This is a genomic window from Citrobacter sp. wls717 (assembly GCF_005280955.1).
In the GTDB taxonomy this organism is placed as follows: Bacteria; Pseudomonadota; Gammaproteobacteria; order Enterobacterales; family Enterobacteriaceae; genus Citrobacter; species Citrobacter werkmanii.
Genome location: NZ_SZWW01000031.1, coordinates 264,305 through 280,340, shown reverse-complemented (window position 1 = coordinate 280,340; position 16,036 = coordinate 264,305). Strand labels below are relative to the sequence as shown.

Here is a 16,036-nt window from a genome sequence, read left to right as displayed (position 1 = left end):
CATGAACTGGCTGACAGAACCGTTTGGTTACCAGTACATGCTCAACGCGATGTGGGTCTCGGCGATGGTCGGCGGCCTGTGTGCGTTTCTCTCCTGCTATCTGATGCTCAAAGGCTGGTCGCTGATTGGCGACGCGCTGTCGCACTCTATCGTTCCGGGCGTTGCTGGCGCTTATATGTTAGGGCTTCCCTTCGCGCTTGGCGCTTTTCTTTCCGGTGGACTGGCAGCGGGCAGCATGCTGTTTCTCAATCAGCGCTCGCGCCTGAAGGAAGATGCGATTATCGGACTGATTTTTTCCTCTTTTTTCGGTATCGGGCTGTTTATGGTGTCGCTCAATCCGATGTCGGTCAACATCCAGACCATTATTCTGGGAAACGTGCTGGCGATTGCACCGGAAGATATTGTGCAACTGGCCATCATCGGCGTCATCTCGCTGACTATTCTGTTGTTGAAGTGGAAAGATCTGATGGTGGTTTTTTTTGATGAAAACCACGCGCGCTCCATCGGTCTGAATCCTGGCTGGCTAAAGCTGTTATTTTTTACGCTGCTCTCCGTTTCCACGGTTGCCGCTCTGCAAACCGTCGGTGCATTTCTGGTGATTTGTCTGGTGGTCACACCCGGCGCCACCGCCTGGCTGCTGACGGATCGTTTTCCACGTCTACTCACTATCGCCGTAGCTATCGGCAGCCTGACCAGCTTTTTTGGCGCCTGGCTGAGCTACTGGCTGGACGGCGCAACCGGCGGAATTATTGTGGTTCTACAAACGCTGCTGTTCCTGCTGGCGTTTGTCTTTGCGCCAAAACACGGTCTGCTGGCGAATCGCCGTCGTGCCCGTCAGGTAAACAAGGAGTCCGTATGAGCTTAACGACGCTGCTGGAACCCTTTCAGTTTAGCTTTATGGTCAATGCGCTGGTCATCTCCACCATTGTCGCCATCCCCTGTGCGCTGTTGTCGGTGTTTTTGGTGCTTAAAGGCTGGGCGCTGATGGGCGATGCCATGAGCCACGCGGTTTTCCCCGGCATTGTGCTGGCGTGGATTGCAGGTATTCCACTGGCGATTGGCGCGTTTATCGCCGGACTGTTTTGCGCGGTGGCGACGGGCTATCTCGACGACAATAGCCGAATTAAGCGTGACACCCTGATGGGGATCGTCTTTTCCGGTATGTTTGGCGCGGGCCTAGTGCTGTACGTTTCGATCCAGTCGGAGGTCCATCTCGATCATATTCTGTTTGGCGATATGCTGGGCGTGTCGTTTAGCGATATTGTGCAAACCTCCGTTATCACGCTGGGGATTGCGCTTATCATCGGGCTAAAGTGGAAAGATCTGCTACTGCACGCATTCGATCCGCATCAGGCAAAGGCCAGCGGTCTTAACACGACGCTGCTGCATTATGGTCTGTTGTGTATGATTGCCCTGACGATCGTCGCCACGCTGAAATCGGTAGGCATTATTTTGTCGATTTCCTTACTAATTGCCCCGGGCGCCATCGCGATATTAATGACACGGAAATTTTTCCATGCCTTGTGGCTGGCAGTGGTTATCTCAGTCGTTACCTCGTTTATGGGCGTGTATCTGTCATTTTTCATCGACAGCGCACCAGCCCCCACCATCGTCGTACTATTTTCTCTGCTGTTTGTGATTACTTTTATTTATTCCGGTCTGCGCGTTCGCCGTTTCGAACGGCGACGCCAACAATACGACCGCTAACGGCGTGGGCAGTGATATGTCCACTATCGTTATTAGAATACGTAATGACAATATTCCCAGCGCCCTGAACAAATGTCCCGCTCTGAAAGCATGCCATATTGAATAACGCTATTTATTAATCAAATAGCCGCAATCGCATTAGATAAAAATACAGCTAAATTTCAGCCAGCGGGGAGCTTTGCTATGAATGTTAAGTTAAAGGTTATTTCGGCATGTGTGTTACTTTCCATGTCAGTCTCAGCCACCCAGGCGCTAGCCGCATCTGATACCAACGGGACAACTTACTTAGTTAATCGTGGTAACCCACAGTTAAAAGCCAACGGCAAATATATCGACCAAATGATTGCCGAGGTAATGGCAAAAAATAATCTGCCGGGTTTATCCATGGCTATCGTTCAGGCCCCCTATATTCCGCGTTCTGCAGGATACGGCCTGGCAACGGCAACCAATGATGAACTCGCGTCCACCAAGACTATGTGGGGGATTGGGCCAATCACTCAGGCTTTTACCGCCGTTGCGGTGATGCAACTGGTAGAACAAGGTAAATTAAGCCTTAATACCCCGGTGAGCAATTATTTACCGGACCTGCCACAAAGCTGGCATGACATTACGATTCTGGAGTTAATGCAACATTCATCCGGGATCCCGGACTTCAGATTATTCGGCTATAAGCAGACGCAAAAATATACGCCTGCGCAGCTGGTTGATCTCGTCAAAAATAAACCGCTCGAATTTAAAAGCGGTACGGATATCAACTCCAGCGCGACCGATTTTATTCTGTTAGGGATGGTTATTGAGAAGGTCAGTGGAATGAGTTACGCAGACTTTATCGACAAATACCAAATCGAGCCGTTAGGCCTGCAAAGCACCATGTTTGCGAAAGACATGCCAACGAAAGTGTTTCTCGATCGCCCAACGCCTGATAAGCAACACAATCAGCACGCAAAATTTAAATCTGAAATCCCCTGGATAAACCCCGTTGAGCCCGCGACAGGTTATGTCTCATCGGGTGACAAACTGGAGCCGGTAAGCGCAACCGCCACTGATAACCTGTACGCCTACGGCGGCCTGTGGTCATCTGCAGAAGATATCAGTAAGTGGGATATCGGTCTGGCAGGCAGTACGCTGGTTAAAGACAAAACGCTGCGTGACATCATCTATAGCCCGGCAAAACTGAAAAACGGTAAAGTTGTGCCTGCCATGGCTGGCTGGGAATTTACCCATCATCCTGGTTTCCTTGAAATTAAAGGCACCACGGGCGGATTTAGCGCCTATCTGAGCCGCTTTACCGCAGGTGATGAGCTGGTTTGCGTGACCCTATTGACCAACAAAGAAGGTGTGGACCTGACTCAGGTGGCGCGTGATATCGCTGAGGCCTATAAAACCGGTCTGGGCTCTGGATTAAATTCAGAGAAGATCAAAAATCAGGAGAGTAAATTTTCTGTCGATGAGACGATCTTCCGTCTAAAAGCCCTTCTGAAGAGTGAAGGAGTTCCGGTCTTCACTGAAATTGATCATGAGAAAAATGCTAAGGATGTAGGCATGAACCTCAGGCCCACCAAAGTCCTGGTATTTGGTAACCCGAAAGTCGGCACAAAACTCATGCAAGATAAACAGGGGATCGCGCTGGCTCTGCCACTACGAGTTTCGGTATGGCAGGATAAGATTGGACGGGTTTGGGTGGGCTATGAAAATCTGGATGATGTGGCAAAAACCTACGATCTTCATGATCAGCAGACCGTTGATAAAATTGACAACTTTATGACTAAGCTGGTCAGCCGGGCTGTAGATGTTTATACCCAGTAACCGGAGAAGACTTCCCGGTCATCACCTGTAGCGGGAGCGTGACGGCTCCCGCTACGCATGGGCGTTCACTATTTCAGCGCCAGCTTAACAACGGACTAAACGCTTCGCTGCCCACCAGCGCACGCAGCGCTGGTAGATGGCAATTTCGCGCCAGAAGCGGCGGTACGGCAAAAATCGTATCGCCAGGTAAGATGACATTCTCCAGTTGCCCCCACAGATACCAGCCGGTCTCAACCCCGCTATCCGGTACAAACAAATGCAAATGCCTGCCCTGTTGCGGCTCATCGGCAATGCCCAGCCACTGGCTAAAACGCGGGATATCCGGCGCAACCCCTGTCACCAGCGAACAGCGCCCAACCTGGTTTGCCGGAATATAAAAATTGAGCGTCCCGAGGGTAATACGCACCACAGCCAGATTAATGAGAGTCGGCATAACCACTGGTCTCCTGATAACGCGCAAAAACCAGATTCAGATCGAGCAGCGTGAACCAGGTTTCCGCCACGTTAACCACACCCACAGCGATAGTCTGCAGCGCCGGAGGCAGCGAGTCTCCCGGCAAGTGGATCTGGCTTTCGGCGACTTCCAGCACATCAATCAGCTTATCTATCAGGATCCCGCTTTGCATTTTTTCGGCGCAACCAATCAGGATGGTACGTTTACCTGCCGGGTTAACGTCAGGTTTGTCGATCAGGCTGTCCAGCCTCATCACCGACTCCACGCGACCACGGTAGTTGATGACGCCTTCCAGCATCGGCGCACAGCAGGGAACCCAGGATATAGGACGCTCCGCGAGGATCTCTTTTATCTGCGCCCCGTAGAACGCAAAATTCTTACCCGCCAGTTGAAATAGCACCAGCGTGCGCTGCGGTTCATCTACGTTTTCACACTCCGGCTTTTCACCGTGATTTAGGGCGAGAATTTGCTCCAGCTGTTGGCTCATGTTTTCTCCTTTTACTCAGCAATGCAGAAGGTGTTACGGCCATTTTGCTTCGCGGCATACAGCGCCTGATCGGCGCGTTCGCGCAGCGTTTCAACACGATCGCCAAACTGCCACTGCGCAATACCCGCGCTGAAGGTACTGTGAAAACTGGCGTCATTGACGGCGAAGGTGACCTGTTCATAGTCCCTGCGCAATCGTTCGACCACCCGAGCCGCCTTTTCGCTACTGGTATTGGGCATAATGATGACAAACTCTTCGCCCCCGTAACGCCCAACAATATCGGTGCTGCGTAAGCGATGGGAAAACAGCTGCGAAATCCCAACAATCACCTGGTCGCCAACCGCATGGCCGTAGGTGTCGTTAATGCTTTTGAAATGATCCAGATCCACCATCACCATGCAGAACGGATTACTACTGTAATTCGACTCGGCAATCGCGCTTTTCAGAAAATGGGTCGTCGTCGAGTGGTTATATAACCCACTCAGACTGTCCTGCGACATACGCGCGCGCAGAGTGCGCATTCTTTCGGCACGGATAGACACGGCACGGATGAGCTCCTCAGGATCGGCTTGTTTGAGAATAAAATCCTCCGCGCCGATGCTCATTGCCCCAAGCTGCGCATGCTTGTTGGTCTCGCTGGAGAGATAGGCGATCGGCAGACCAATATGCTGTGGTATTTGACGAATAAGTTTCGTTAACTCCTCACCGCTAAATTCCGGCATATGGTAGTCCATCAGTACCAGATCGATAGGTTGCGCGTTCAGCACATGCAGTAAATAGTGAGGTTTCTCCAGCACATGTACCTCCATGCCCGCCATGCGCAGCCTTTCAGCGTTGTATTCCGCCACCGCGGGCTCGTCATCGATCAACAGCACCTGATACGGTTTTTTCAGCGAAGGCTGCGTCAGGCGGTGTAGTTCCTGTACCAAATCAGTGATAGAAGCCGGTTTCACGTAGTAGCCATCACAGCCGGATTTAATGGCGTTGATGCGGGCGTTAAAATCGCTGTGGCAGGAGAGAAATAGTACCGGGAAAGGTTTGCCCACTTTCTGCTTCAGATCCGCCATCGCCAACGGTCCACCGTAGGCGTTGTCCGGAAAGCTGACATCCATAATCACCACGGCTGGCGGTTGAGCCAGTACGGCTTGCGTAAAATCCTCAGTATTGGCAAATACATGACAGGTAAAGCCGAAACAACGCAACTGGGTAGCAAGCAACTCAACCTGGTCGACGTCATCATCACACAGGTAGATAGGCTTACTGGCCCGCCGGACATATCCCTCTTCCGGACGCTGCGAGGAGACAGGAAATGTGAACTCCGTGTCGCTAATACGATGCTCAAGATTGAGCTGCTCCTGGGTGAGGGTATACAGCCAGCGAATAATTCTCCGCAGCTCATCATAATGAAGTATGCTTTGCTCTGTTTCCGGTTCTGTTAGTAAACGCTCACCTTCTGCTGAGGCATTCGCCAGCGGGCTAAAACCAAAAGACCCCGCTGAACCGTGAATACTGTGCAGCAGAATGTGCAGTTGTTTACGACAGGTTTCGCTGGGTTCAGCGACTAATTGAACGAGCAGCCTTTCTGCCTGTGCCAGCATATCGGGGATGCGACGTAAAAATCCCTGACGCAGACGCGCTATTTTTTCCTGCGCTGCCGCCATCGCTATGTGCTTATTTTCTGGTTTCATCAAACGCCCAGGCTTATTCAGTAACGGCGGACGGTAGCAGGAGCGCATTTACTGCCGCCCCCAGATTTTCCGCCAGGTTTTCGTCTTTTTTTACCCACCGGTCGTACCGGAGATCGCTGGCCGTCACTTCGTTTGCACTGAGTAATATAAAGGGCTTAGACCAGGCCTGAGCGCGTAACAGCGCCAACAAATCCAGACCACTGATCTCAGGCATATGCAGATCGCTAATCACCAGGTCGATGTTTTTATCCGAGTCCAGGCACGCCAGGGCAGAAATAGCGCTTTCCACAATCACCACGTCGTAGCCATCCATCTGCAAAAAAATAGAGGCCAGTTCAGCCGCAAAAAGATCATCATCAACTAATAAAATTCGCATCTTCTCTCTCGATTTTGCGCCATCAGCACAAAAGCATTTTTAATGTTTTTATTAAACTGTCCTGCTCGAAATCGCCTTTAGCGATGTAGGCGTCCGCCCCTACCTGAATGCCCCGTCGTCGGTCTTCTTCCTTCGCGCGGGACGTCACGATGATGATTGGCGTGTGCTGGTAATTTTTCTCTGCGCGCAACGATTTGGTGAAGGTAAAACCATCCATAAACGGCATTTCGACATCCGTCAGTACGGCATCGAATTGGGTCAGTTTCGCTTTTTGCAGCCCTGACAGCCCATCTTCAGCCAACGTGACCTGATAGCCATGCGCCTCCAGCACATTTTTTTCTATCTCGCGGGTATTGAGGGAATCATCAACCACCAGCACGTGCCAGGCATCTTGCGCCACGCTCGTCGCGGGCGCCGGGGCGCTGGTTTGCCGTGACTGTTGCGCCATCGCCATCAGCGCAGGCACTTGCAGGATGCTGACCAGTTGGTTATCCGGCGTCTGTACCATCCCGGAGACCAGCGACTGCTGCTGCATATGCTTTGGTAAGGGTTTGATCATCATCTTGCGTTCATCGAGCAGCTTATCTACCCGCAGCGCCATTTTGCTGTACTGGTTCTGCACGACGATTAAACGTTGTCCCGCAGATGAGAGATTGCCCTGGCGATCGTGAATGCCCAGCAGAGCGCCTGTGCATACCACGGGAATAAACTCGTTATGCAAAATAATGGCCGGTCGCCCGGCGATATCGCTAATCCCCTCCGGGGTACATTCCACCACTTCAACCACATACTGTGCCGCCAGTCCGAACAGGTGTCCCTGCTCTTCAAATTGCATAATTCGCATCATCGTGAGCGAGACAGGCAGGCGCAGGCTAAAGCTGGTTCCGACGCCCGGGCGACTGTATACCTGCAAATCACCTTGCAGGTCGGTCACCACCGTTTTGCGCACCACATCGAGACCCACACCGCGCCCTGAAAGCTCAGAGACTATCTTGCTGGTGGAAAAGCCGGGATGAAAAATCAGCTCATTACACTCCTGCTCGGAGAGTTGTCCGGCCATTGATGCGGGAACCAGGCCTTTACTGACCGCCTTCGCGCTGATGGCCTCATAATTCAGACCGCGACCGTCATCTTCGATGCGCAGTAATATTCCGCTGCCGTCCTGCTGAGTGGTGATGGTAATGGTGCCGCGGGTCGATTTCCCCAGCGCCAGGCGTTCGTCGATCTCGCCAATACCGTGATCGACCGCATTACGCAGCAAATGCGTCAGGGATTCCGATAACCGGTCAATGAGCTGGCGGTCAATTTCCACTTCACCGCCGACGAAGCGGCACACCACCTGTTTGTTCAGCGTGGACGCCAGTTCACTAACCTGGAGGGAGATCGGCTCAAACAGCGTCGATAGCGGAAGCATGCGGATCCGCGCCGCCACATCGTACAGTTCAAACATCTGCAAATGCTGGATCTGAACGCTTTCTTTTAGTTGAGCGCTAAAATCATGGATCTGCTGGCGAAGCTGCTCGGCGCTCAGGCCCGGCAATCGGGGGACCAACTGACTCAGGTTTTGGATCTGCTGTTCAAGGCGATCATGTCCGGCGAGCACTTCCCCGAGGATGTCGATCAGGCCATCCAGCTTGTTCAGCTTTACTCGTACGAAATCGGCCTGCTTGATACCGGAGTCCAGGGAGGGGGCTGCGGCAGAAGCCGAAACACCAGGTTTGTCCGTAGCCGCTGGCGACTCCAGCGCCACAGTAACGGTTTCTCCCCGGCTGGCGGAGGCCAGGCGTTCGCACAGCCCGGCATCCGCCGGTGGCAACTGATTATCGCCCTCGCTGACAAAAAGCTGGGTCAACTGGCCCGAAAGATACTCCACGGACTCATGAATCAGATTACCCAGCGCCCTGTCCGGCGTCAGTTTGTTATCTCGCAGCTCACTTAATACATCTTCAAGATGATGAGTGACATCAGCGATACTTTGCAATTTCAGCATCCGCGCGCCCCCTTTCAGGGTATGCGCGGCGCGAAACATCTCACCTATCCAGGCTTCAGTATGTTCATCAGCGGAGAGGAGAAACGCCCCTTCGCTGATCGTCTGCAAATGACCTCTCCCTTCATCAATAAAGCGCAGAACGAATTTTTTCAGATCGATAGCCATAATCGCTCTTATTTGCCACTTCGGTGGGCAAATTGCGCCAGTTGATGTTCACAAAGAAAACGAAACGTATTGCCAGGAAACACCATCGGCAAACGCAGACGACAAACCGCAGAAGGGTTGTTCATTTCGTCGTTCAGTAATTGCATCACCACGCGATACGTACGCTGCGCAGGCTGGCGTAACTCGCTTTGACGGTACATTTCGGCCAGATAATAGTGCGCCGGCCAGTAACCCGGCTCCTGATAAACCACCTGTTTAAACCAGGCGATAGCCTGCTGCGTCTGGCGCTGCCACATCATCGCCAGGCCGAGCAGCATTTTGGCCTCTGCCGACCACTCATCCTGGGCGAGGATCTTCTGCGCGTTTCCGGCAGTCTGAGAAAACTGACGCTGTTCGAGGGCAATGACGCCCTGAATCAGCAGCGCATCCGGATTACGGGGATCGTCGCGCAATACGCAGGCGATACACTTTTCGGCCTCAGAAAAACATTTATCATCGAGACAGGCACGAGCCTTTTTTAGCCAGTCATCATTTTTCTGAACCATGGGCATGGAAGGTTCATCCTCCACTACCGTTCTCGGCCGTGGAGCGCGTACCGCGACCCTGGGTACTGGTGCGATTGTTGGCGTTTCACGATGATGGCAAAAATAAAAAATTCCCTCTTCCTGCTCCAGCTTCAGGATGTCGAAATTGTTGGCTAACGTTTCCGCGTTGCCAAAAAATAAGGCCCCCTGAGGCTGTAGCATTTTCGACAAATTACCGTGCAGTTCACGACGCGTTGGCGTGTCGAAATAGATAGAGACGTTGCGCAGCAAAATGATGTCCACTTCCGGCAACAGCTGCTCTTTTATAATGTTGGTGCGGTGAAACGAGACTTTCTCGCGGATCGCATCATGCAGTCGGTAAAGATTTCCTGAGCGGGTAAAGTAGCGCTGCTGAATGTCTGGGTCGACGCCGCGAAACGAGTAGCTTGAATAGCTGGCGTTTCTGGCTTTTGCCAGGATGACCGGGTCAATATCACAACCGTAAATTTCAATCCGCTGGGCCATTTCCCCCGGGTATTTCTCATGCAGTTTAATCGCCAGCGAATAGGCTTCTTCTCCGGAAGAACATCCGGCGCTGAGAATACGTACCGGGCCGCTGCGCTGTTGCAGCAGACGCGGGACCCACTTATCGCAGATCAGATCCAGCGTCTCGTTTTCGCGGAAAAAATAGGTTTCGTTAATGGTTATCAGCGTAATGAAGCGATCAAACTCGTCCTGCGAAATACGCAGTTGTTCATAATATTCATAGTAATTACTGATGTTTCGTTCGCTCATACGCCGTTTCAGCGCCGATTTCAGCAACGCTTCCATTGCGTTATCAAAGTGCAAACCCACCCGGTCTTTGATCAGGCGGGCGTAATCAGGAAGATTGGGGATCATGGCAATTTACTCTCAAAATGCCCGTGAAAGGCCATCGATAGCAGCACCTTCGCGAGACCGTCCAGCGGGATCGTGCGGTGTATCAGTTGCCTGTCGATCGCGTTCTTATTCATACCGAACACCACCGAGCTCTCTTCATCCTGCGCCAACGTTCGCCCTCCCCGGCGGAAAATAAGCTCAATGCCGCGACAGCCATCGCTACCCATACCCGTCATAATCAGCCCGACGGCCTTTTCGCGAAATACCTCAGCCACCGACTCCAGCAACAGATTGCAACTGGGATGATAGACATCGCTTTCCTGTCTGGGGATTGCCGCCAGGCGTTGATTGCTTTTGACGATCAGATGCTGCTCCGGCGGTAAAATATAGACGTATCCCGCTTCAACCCGATCGTCTTCCTGCGCCAGCCGCACCTTCAGTTCGGTCACGCTGTCCAACCAGTGCACCATATTTTTTGCGAAGCCATCGGCAATATGTTGGGCAATGAGCACCGGGCATGGAAACGTACCGGGGAGATCCTGTAATAGCTTGCTCAGTGCCTGCGGCCCCCCCGTCGAACAGGCAATCGCCAGCACAAAAGGCCAGTCCTGCGGTGTCTTTACTGTGTCCGTCGTCGGGCGCGCGGCGGGCATTACTGGTTCGGTTGGATGGCGTAATCCCTTGATATGACGGATCACTTTCACACCGACTAACAATTCCACTTTGCGATGCAGCGCATCGGTCGAGAGCGGGAAATCGCTGCTATGGTGCAGCACCGCCAGAGCACCACGGGAAATATAATCATCATCCCATTGTTTTTCTGGGCAAAACCGCATAACAAGGATGGGAATAGCGCTGGTCGCCATGATCGTTTCCACAACCTCAACGTTATCGGGGCTTGAGGTATCCAGCGTCAGAATCAGCAGATCGGGCATCAGTTGTTGTAATAATCTCATCGCTTGTCTGCGATGGGCGGCTTGCCCCACCACTTTAATGTGCGGATGATCTTCCAGTTGCCTGACCAGTTCATTACGCGATGCGCTGTCCAGGTCAAGGATCAGCACCCGTATATTGCCGCTGTTCATACATCCGTTTCCGTCAAGGTGAATGACGTCGACGCCTCTTTCAGCGCTTTCGACAGTTGCGTCATATCCTGACTGACAACCAAAATGTCTTTGATCGATTGCGAGGTATAGTTACTGGCCACGACGATCTCACGCAGCGCCATGACCACCTGATTGCTCGCCGTTTTCTGCTGCTGGGTCGATAGTGAAATTTGTAGCGCCGCCGTAGAGGTTTGCTCGGCGGTAACGACGATGTCGTTCAGATGTTCAGCACTGACTTTACAGGCCCTGGCTCCCGCTTTAATGCTCTCGCCGCCTTTCTCCGCGTTCAGCACCAGACGATTGATCGCGTTTTGGATCTCGCTGATCTTATTCTCGATCTCAACCGTCGATTCCGTTACTGAATCGGCCAGACGACGAATTTCAGCCGCCACCACCGAGAAACGCTTACCGGCTTCTCCAGCGCTGGCAGCCTCCAGCGCGGCGTTAAAGGCGATAAGTTTCGTTTGATCGGCAACGCTATTGATGATCACCATCACGCGACTGATTTCCGTCGACTTATTGCCGAGCATCATAATTTCACGCATGTTTTGCTGATTATCGGTATCAATATCCGTCATCCGCATCAGCAATTGTGACATCGACTCTGAACCTTTATTGCAATCCTCAAGCGTCTGGTTGGCAATATCCACCACCGCCCGCGAGTGCTCAGCAATTTGCGTAGAAGAGGCCGACAGCTCTTCCATCGTGGAAGTAATTTCGGCCACCGAAGATGACGTTTCCACGCTGGTTGACGCCTGACCATCTACCGCCTCGGTGATATGCAACGATGCCTGATGTACCGAATCCGCGTGAGAAACCATATCGCCGACCAGCGAGTGCAGACGCTGACGCATCATCTCTACCGCACTCAGCAGTTCGCCAATTTCATCGTGATGATCGATCTCCACGTCAACCGTTAAATCTCCTTTTGCGATGGTCTGCGCAATCCCGAGTACGCGGTTTAAACGGCGTGAAATCAGAAAACGACTGGCAACGGCAATCAGCAGTAAAATGACCGGTAACAGGAAAGCCGTGAACAACAACAGGCCATTGCGTACCAGGTTACTGCTTCTGGATACATCATCAACGTAGCTGGTGGTGGCAATGATCCAGTCGATCCCGTCGATATATTCATAGACGGCAACCTTAGTCCTCGGCGGCGTACCGTAGCGACTTACCCAGTTGTAGTAAGTGATGCCATTTTTATGTTCGAGGATATCGGCAAACAGCTTATAGCCATTGGCATCGGTGATATTAATCGCCTGTTGATTGCTCAACGATGGATGGACCAACATACGACCCGGTTCGAATCCGGCATCCAGCACGTAGGCGTAACCCTCTTTACCAATATGCACATTCAACAAACGTTGAATAATCGGTTGCAGACTTTGTTTAACATCGAATCCCACCGCAACCGCGCCAACGACCTGACCATATTTATCGGCTATCGGCTCATAGTGGCTAATAAACTGCTTTCCGAACAGCGTGACCACACCCGAAAATGGTTTGTTTTTCAGCAGTAGCGGCAATGCCGGGTTATCGTGCCCCAATGCCGTTGCGGTGGCCGTATTGCCAGAGCTTGCCAATAACGTGCTGCTAACGCGCACAAACTGCTCGCCTTGCAAAATAAATGTGCTGGCAAATACGCTGGTTAATTCGGTGAAATGCGCGTTAGTATTGGGATTGCTCAGTATCGCTTTTAATTCAGTTGCATCCATATAACGCAGCGGTTTATCGGCAACGTTTTGGTAATTATTAATATAAACATTACTGTAATGCTCTGCATCGCGGGTGACACGCTGGAATTCATTAGAAATACTATTGTGGAAAATACGCGTGTTGGTTTTAATCATCTCCAGGGCATTAGCCTGCAATTCACGGGAAAGGTAAGAAGATAATATAAAAGAGGCACCGATCAGCAGCGTTGCAATACAAAAAACCAGAATCATACCGAGCTTCATCGCCACACCGGGATGGATATTGTGTAGCCATGAGAGCAGCCGGGCGCGCAGTCCCATACCGGCAGCGCCCACCGTTCGATTCTTCACTTTACTAATGTCACTCATGATTTTTATTCTCTACCTGAGAAGAAGTTACTTTTTTGGCCATCAGGCGTTAGCGCCCTGCTATTCCAACGTGAGCAATGGCGTAGGTTTGCCAATGTGATATCCCTGTAACCACCCAACATTCATTTTTTCCAGACATGCCTGAATATTGGCGTTTTCGACAAATTCGGCGACGACCTGCATATTTTTCATTTCAGCGACACGGCAGAATGACTCGACGATGTAGTAGCTGATCTCGCTTTCGGTGATCCGTCGAATAAAAGAACCGTCTATTTTCAGAATGTCTGCTTCGATATTCATCAAGCGCGCATGACTGGCAAATCCGGTACCAAAGTCATCAATCGCCACGCGGCATCCCAGCTGACGTATTAAGCTCAGGGTTTCCACGGTTTGTTCTTTATCTGATAATGTATCCGCTTCTGTGATTTCAAAAATAATCCGCTGCGGCTCCACAGCGTAATCGTGCAGAAGCTGAGTGATTCTGGACACGATATTTGAACGACACACCGTGACTGGTGCCAGGTTAATGGCAAAACAGCGCTGCGGATGGGTGCGCATGAACTTTAGGGTGTTTTCGATAACCCAGAGATCGATATCCGGCGCCAGCCCCGCATCATGGGCAACCGGCAGAAAGCTGTTTGGTGGAATAAATTCCCCCCGTTCGTTGAGCATACGGATCAATATTTCATGATACGGCGCTTCGCCATGGGTACTGACTATCGGCTGGGCCATCAGAACGAAGGCATTATTATCCAGCGCATTTTGCAATGCGGTACGGATTTCAGTTTTATCAACGATGTGGTTGCCAAGGACCCGGCTATGCTGCGCTTCGAGGTTTTCCGGCCTGCCGTTGGTCAGGGATAAGCCGGCGACCATGCCGAGCTTACCCACCAGCTGGTAGATATCATCGCTATGATCGTTAATCAGGCAGTAGCCCAAACCACTGCGAAAACCCAGCCGGTGATTGTTGTAGAAGAGGCGAAAACTATTGGCAGCCTGGTACAGGTCGCATAACCGCTCGCAGGTCCCATTTTCCAGGCGGATAAGCAGATCATAACCCGCGTGATAATAGACCTTCTCGCTTTTGATCAAATGACTCCTGAGATGCTCAGCAAGGATCTTCTGGTAGCGGGCGCGAAAATGAAAACCATAGCGGCGCGAAAAGAGCTCCAGCTCGGGGATCTGTATCAGGCATACCGTCGCCCCCTCAGTGGTAAACAACTCCGTCTTCAGAGCACGCAGGTTCGCCATGCCCGTCATCGGGTCAGTCAGACCCAACAGCAGGACCTGGTTAAACCGCTGACGGGTAAATTTTGCCAGCGCTCCCATGATCACAATGGTGAGTGAAAAGACAAAAATAAGGGTGGAAACCAGCGCCTGATGCAGCATGAAATTGATGTCGCTGGCGATATAGCTGTCGTTATGTTTGCCTAAAATAATCAGTACGACTGTCCACACCAGCATGGTGAACGAGTGACCAATCTTAATCGCCCCCCACAGCATCAATGGAAATAACAGGATCAGGCTATAGAAAGAAAAAAAGATGTTCGGACTGTGCGGTGACGTCAAACAGAACATCAGTGAAATTAGCAAAATACACCAGATGCTGACGCCAAAAGCGGTGATATTCCCTTTACACTGAAAGACAATCGCTCTGATAAAGGTCAACAGGTAAGACGGTCGACGAATGATGCGATAAATTTTGTAGAAAAAGGGGATGCCCGTCAGGCAACCGTTGATGATCCCCTGAATACGTACCAGCATCTCCAGGCTCATAACTGGAATATTGTCCACATCCGGGCGATGACCATGGGTGACGAACGCGGCAAAAATCCTGCTGAATAACAGATAGAGCAGGATGTTAAAGCCGCATAGCCAAATCAGGCGGCTCAGGCTGATTTTTATACGGCCAAAACTGGCGCAGCTGCGTCTGCCCGTCACGTTGCGATAAGCGGCATAGCTCAAGGTTGAGGCCATAACCAGACACAGCGCATCCACCCGCTCGCTTTGTGGCCCCACTACGAACATCAAGGCGAGAAACAGAATAAATCCCGGCAATACCCGAAAACCAAACAGAACCAATGCGGCGGAAAATACGGCGAGTTTGAGATCGTAAACTGTTAAAATATTATTATTGAGAAGACAATAGCCGTTAAGATATTGTGCCAGTGGATATAACAGGCCAGGCAAAGCAAGTGGCAGGCACCATTTTTGAATGCTTTTTGCTGTGTGAGTATTTATTATCGCGTCCAAATCAATTTATCCGCTATGCACTATACCAATAGGACTTTAATCCAGACTCGAATGTCACAAACAAATCCTTTTGGGTCAGTCGCTGAACCATAGCAAAATTGTCAACATTGACCGCGCACTGAGAAAATAAAGTTAGGCTCTATATTGAAGCGAGCATCTTATTCATATCAGATCAGGAAATAAATACTCATTAATAGACAAAAATGGACATCCCGGCGGGATGAAACTACAGCACACTCACTTAATAGCATAGCTAATTCATTGATGCTAAATATAAAAACCACACCTTACTGACAACTTCACCACACCTCCAACCAGTACAAACAAAAAACACGCCTTGTCGTTTTAATGTCAACATTAATATCCTGGATGAGGCATAATGAAAAATGTATTTTTATGAACACTTTTGCCTGTTGACGATAAGCACAGCGTTATCTATATTCGCATACCGTTATTGTTGTCATTACTCATCCTGGTTCAATGTTAGTTATTTGTTACGTCATTACGTTTCACATCTTTCATCTACTTATTTGCA

The 16,036-nt window shown here is 51.0% G+C and carries 12 protein-coding genes; 3 read left to right on the top strand and 9 right to left on the bottom strand.

Annotated features, from left to right (window positions below):
• Position 1 precedes the first annotated feature (1 nt).
• The 3 genes from sitC to FDX09_RS16110 all read left to right on the top strand — a co-directional run bounded on the left by sitC (position 2) and on the right by FDX09_RS16110 (position 3,513).
• Entirely contained in the window at positions 2-859 is an 858-nt protein-coding gene (gene sitC, locus FDX09_RS16120) for an iron/manganese ABC transporter permease subunit SitC (protein ID WP_085048857.1), read from the top strand.
• A complete protein-coding gene (sitD, locus tag FDX09_RS16115) occupies positions 856-1,707 on the top strand; it encodes an iron/manganese ABC transporter permease subunit SitD (RefSeq protein WP_137347515.1) in 852 nt (283 codons plus the stop codon). The genes sitC and sitD overlap by 4 nt, the downstream gene beginning before the upstream one ends.
• A gap of 183 nt (positions 1,708-1,890) precedes the next feature.
• Complete coding sequence (locus tag FDX09_RS16110) at positions 1,891-3,513, top strand: serine hydrolase (protein ID WP_137347514.1); 1,623 nt, start codon at positions 1,891-1,893, stop codon at positions 3,511-3,513.
• 73 nt (positions 3,514-3,586) lie between these two features.
• On the opposite strand, the gene FDX09_RS16105 is transcribed toward FDX09_RS16110, so the two are convergent.
• The 9 genes from FDX09_RS16105 to FDX09_RS16065 are packed head-to-tail and all read right to left on the bottom strand — an operon-like array spanning position 3,587 to position 15,438.
• The gene (locus tag FDX09_RS16105) at positions 3,587-3,946 is read right to left on the bottom strand and encodes a hypothetical protein (RefSeq protein WP_137347513.1); all 360 of its coding nucleotides are present in this window, start codon (positions 3,944-3,946) and stop codon (positions 3,587-3,589) included.
• Positions 3,930-4,454 carry a chemotaxis protein CheW gene (locus FDX09_RS16100; RefSeq protein ID WP_085048853.1) on the bottom strand — a complete coding sequence of 175 codons (525 nt, stop codon included), beginning with the start codon at positions 4,452-4,454 and terminating at the stop codon, positions 3,930-3,932. Before FDX09_RS16100 ends, FDX09_RS16105 begins: the two co-directional genes overlap by 17 nt.
• A gap of 11 nt (positions 4,455-4,465) precedes the next feature.
• A complete protein-coding gene (locus tag FDX09_RS16095; protein ID WP_137347512.1) occupies positions 4,466-6,142 on the bottom strand; it encodes a diguanylate cyclase in 1,677 nt (558 codons plus the stop codon).
• Positions 6,143-6,155: 13 nt separating this feature from the next.
• The gene (locus FDX09_RS16090) at positions 6,156-6,518 is read right to left on the bottom strand and encodes a response regulator (protein WP_137347511.1); all 363 of its coding nucleotides are present in this window, start codon (positions 6,516-6,518) and stop codon (positions 6,156-6,158) included.
• Positions 6,519-6,540: 22 nt separating this feature from the next.
• Positions 6,541-8,673 (bottom strand): response regulator, encoded by a 2,133-nt coding sequence (locus tag FDX09_RS16085; protein WP_137347510.1) that lies wholly within the window; start codon positions 8,671-8,673, stop codon positions 6,541-6,543.
• Positions 8,674-8,681: 8 nt separating this feature from the next.
• Positions 8,682-10,097: a protein-glutamate O-methyltransferase CheR gene (locus tag FDX09_RS16080; protein ID WP_087856241.1), complete on the bottom strand. Its 1,416-nt coding sequence runs from the start codon at positions 10,095-10,097 to the stop codon at positions 8,682-8,684.
• The gene (locus FDX09_RS16075; protein ID WP_137347509.1) at positions 10,094-11,161 is read right to left on the bottom strand and encodes a chemotaxis protein CheB; all 1,068 of its coding nucleotides are present in this window, start codon (positions 11,159-11,161) and stop codon (positions 10,094-10,096) included. The genes FDX09_RS16080 and FDX09_RS16075 overlap by 4 nt, the downstream gene beginning before the upstream one ends.
• Positions 11,158-13,248, bottom strand: coding sequence for a Cache 3/Cache 2 fusion domain-containing protein (locus FDX09_RS16070; RefSeq protein WP_085048848.1), 2,091 nt, complete (start codon positions 13,246-13,248; stop codon positions 11,158-11,160). Before FDX09_RS16070 ends, FDX09_RS16075 begins: the two co-directional genes overlap by 4 nt.
• A gap of 60 nt (positions 13,249-13,308) precedes the next feature.
• Positions 13,309-15,438, bottom strand: a complete 2,130-nt coding sequence (locus tag FDX09_RS16065; RefSeq protein WP_223851218.1) for an EAL domain-containing protein — start codon at positions 15,436-15,438, stop codon at positions 13,309-13,311.
• Between the last annotated feature and the right edge of the window lie 598 nt (positions 15,439-16,036).

Coding starts and splice junctions, on each gene's coding strand:
- FDX09_RS16090 (WP_137347511.1), bottom strand. CDS start 6,518: ATGCGAATTTTATTAGTTGATGATGATCTTTTTGCGGCTGAACTGGCC.
- FDX09_RS16075 (WP_137347509.1), bottom strand. CDS start 11,161: ATGAACAGCGGCAATATACGGGTGCTGATCCTTGACCTGGACAGCGCA.
- FDX09_RS16100 (WP_085048853.1), bottom strand. CDS start 4,454: ATGAGCCAACAGCTGGAGCAAATTCTCGCCCTAAATCACGGTGAAAAG.
- FDX09_RS16085 (WP_137347510.1), bottom strand. CDS start 8,673: ATGGCTATCGATCTGAAAAAATTCGTTCTGCGCTTTATTGATGAAGGG.
- FDX09_RS16105 (WP_137347513.1), bottom strand. CDS start 3,946: ATGCCGACTCTCATTAATCTGGCTGTGGTGCGTATTACCCTCGGGACG.
- FDX09_RS16110 (WP_137347514.1), top strand. CDS start 1,891: ATGAATGTTAAGTTAAAGGTTATTTCGGCATGTGTGTTACTTTCCATG.
- FDX09_RS16070 (WP_085048848.1), bottom strand. CDS start 13,248: ATGAGTGACATTAGTAAAGTGAAGAATCGAACGGTGGGCGCTGCCGGT.
- FDX09_RS16095 (WP_137347512.1), bottom strand. CDS start 6,142: ATGAAACCAGAAAATAAGCACATAGCGATGGCGGCAGCGCAGGAAAAA.
- sitC (WP_085048857.1), top strand. CDS start 2: ATGAACTGGCTGACAGAACCGTTTGGTTACCAGTACATGCTCAACGCG.
- FDX09_RS16080 (WP_087856241.1), bottom strand. CDS start 10,097: ATGATCCCCAATCTTCCTGATTACGCCCGCCTGATCAAAGACCGGGTG.
- sitD (WP_137347515.1), top strand. CDS start 856: ATGAGCTTAACGACGCTGCTGGAACCCTTTCAGTTTAGCTTTATGGTC.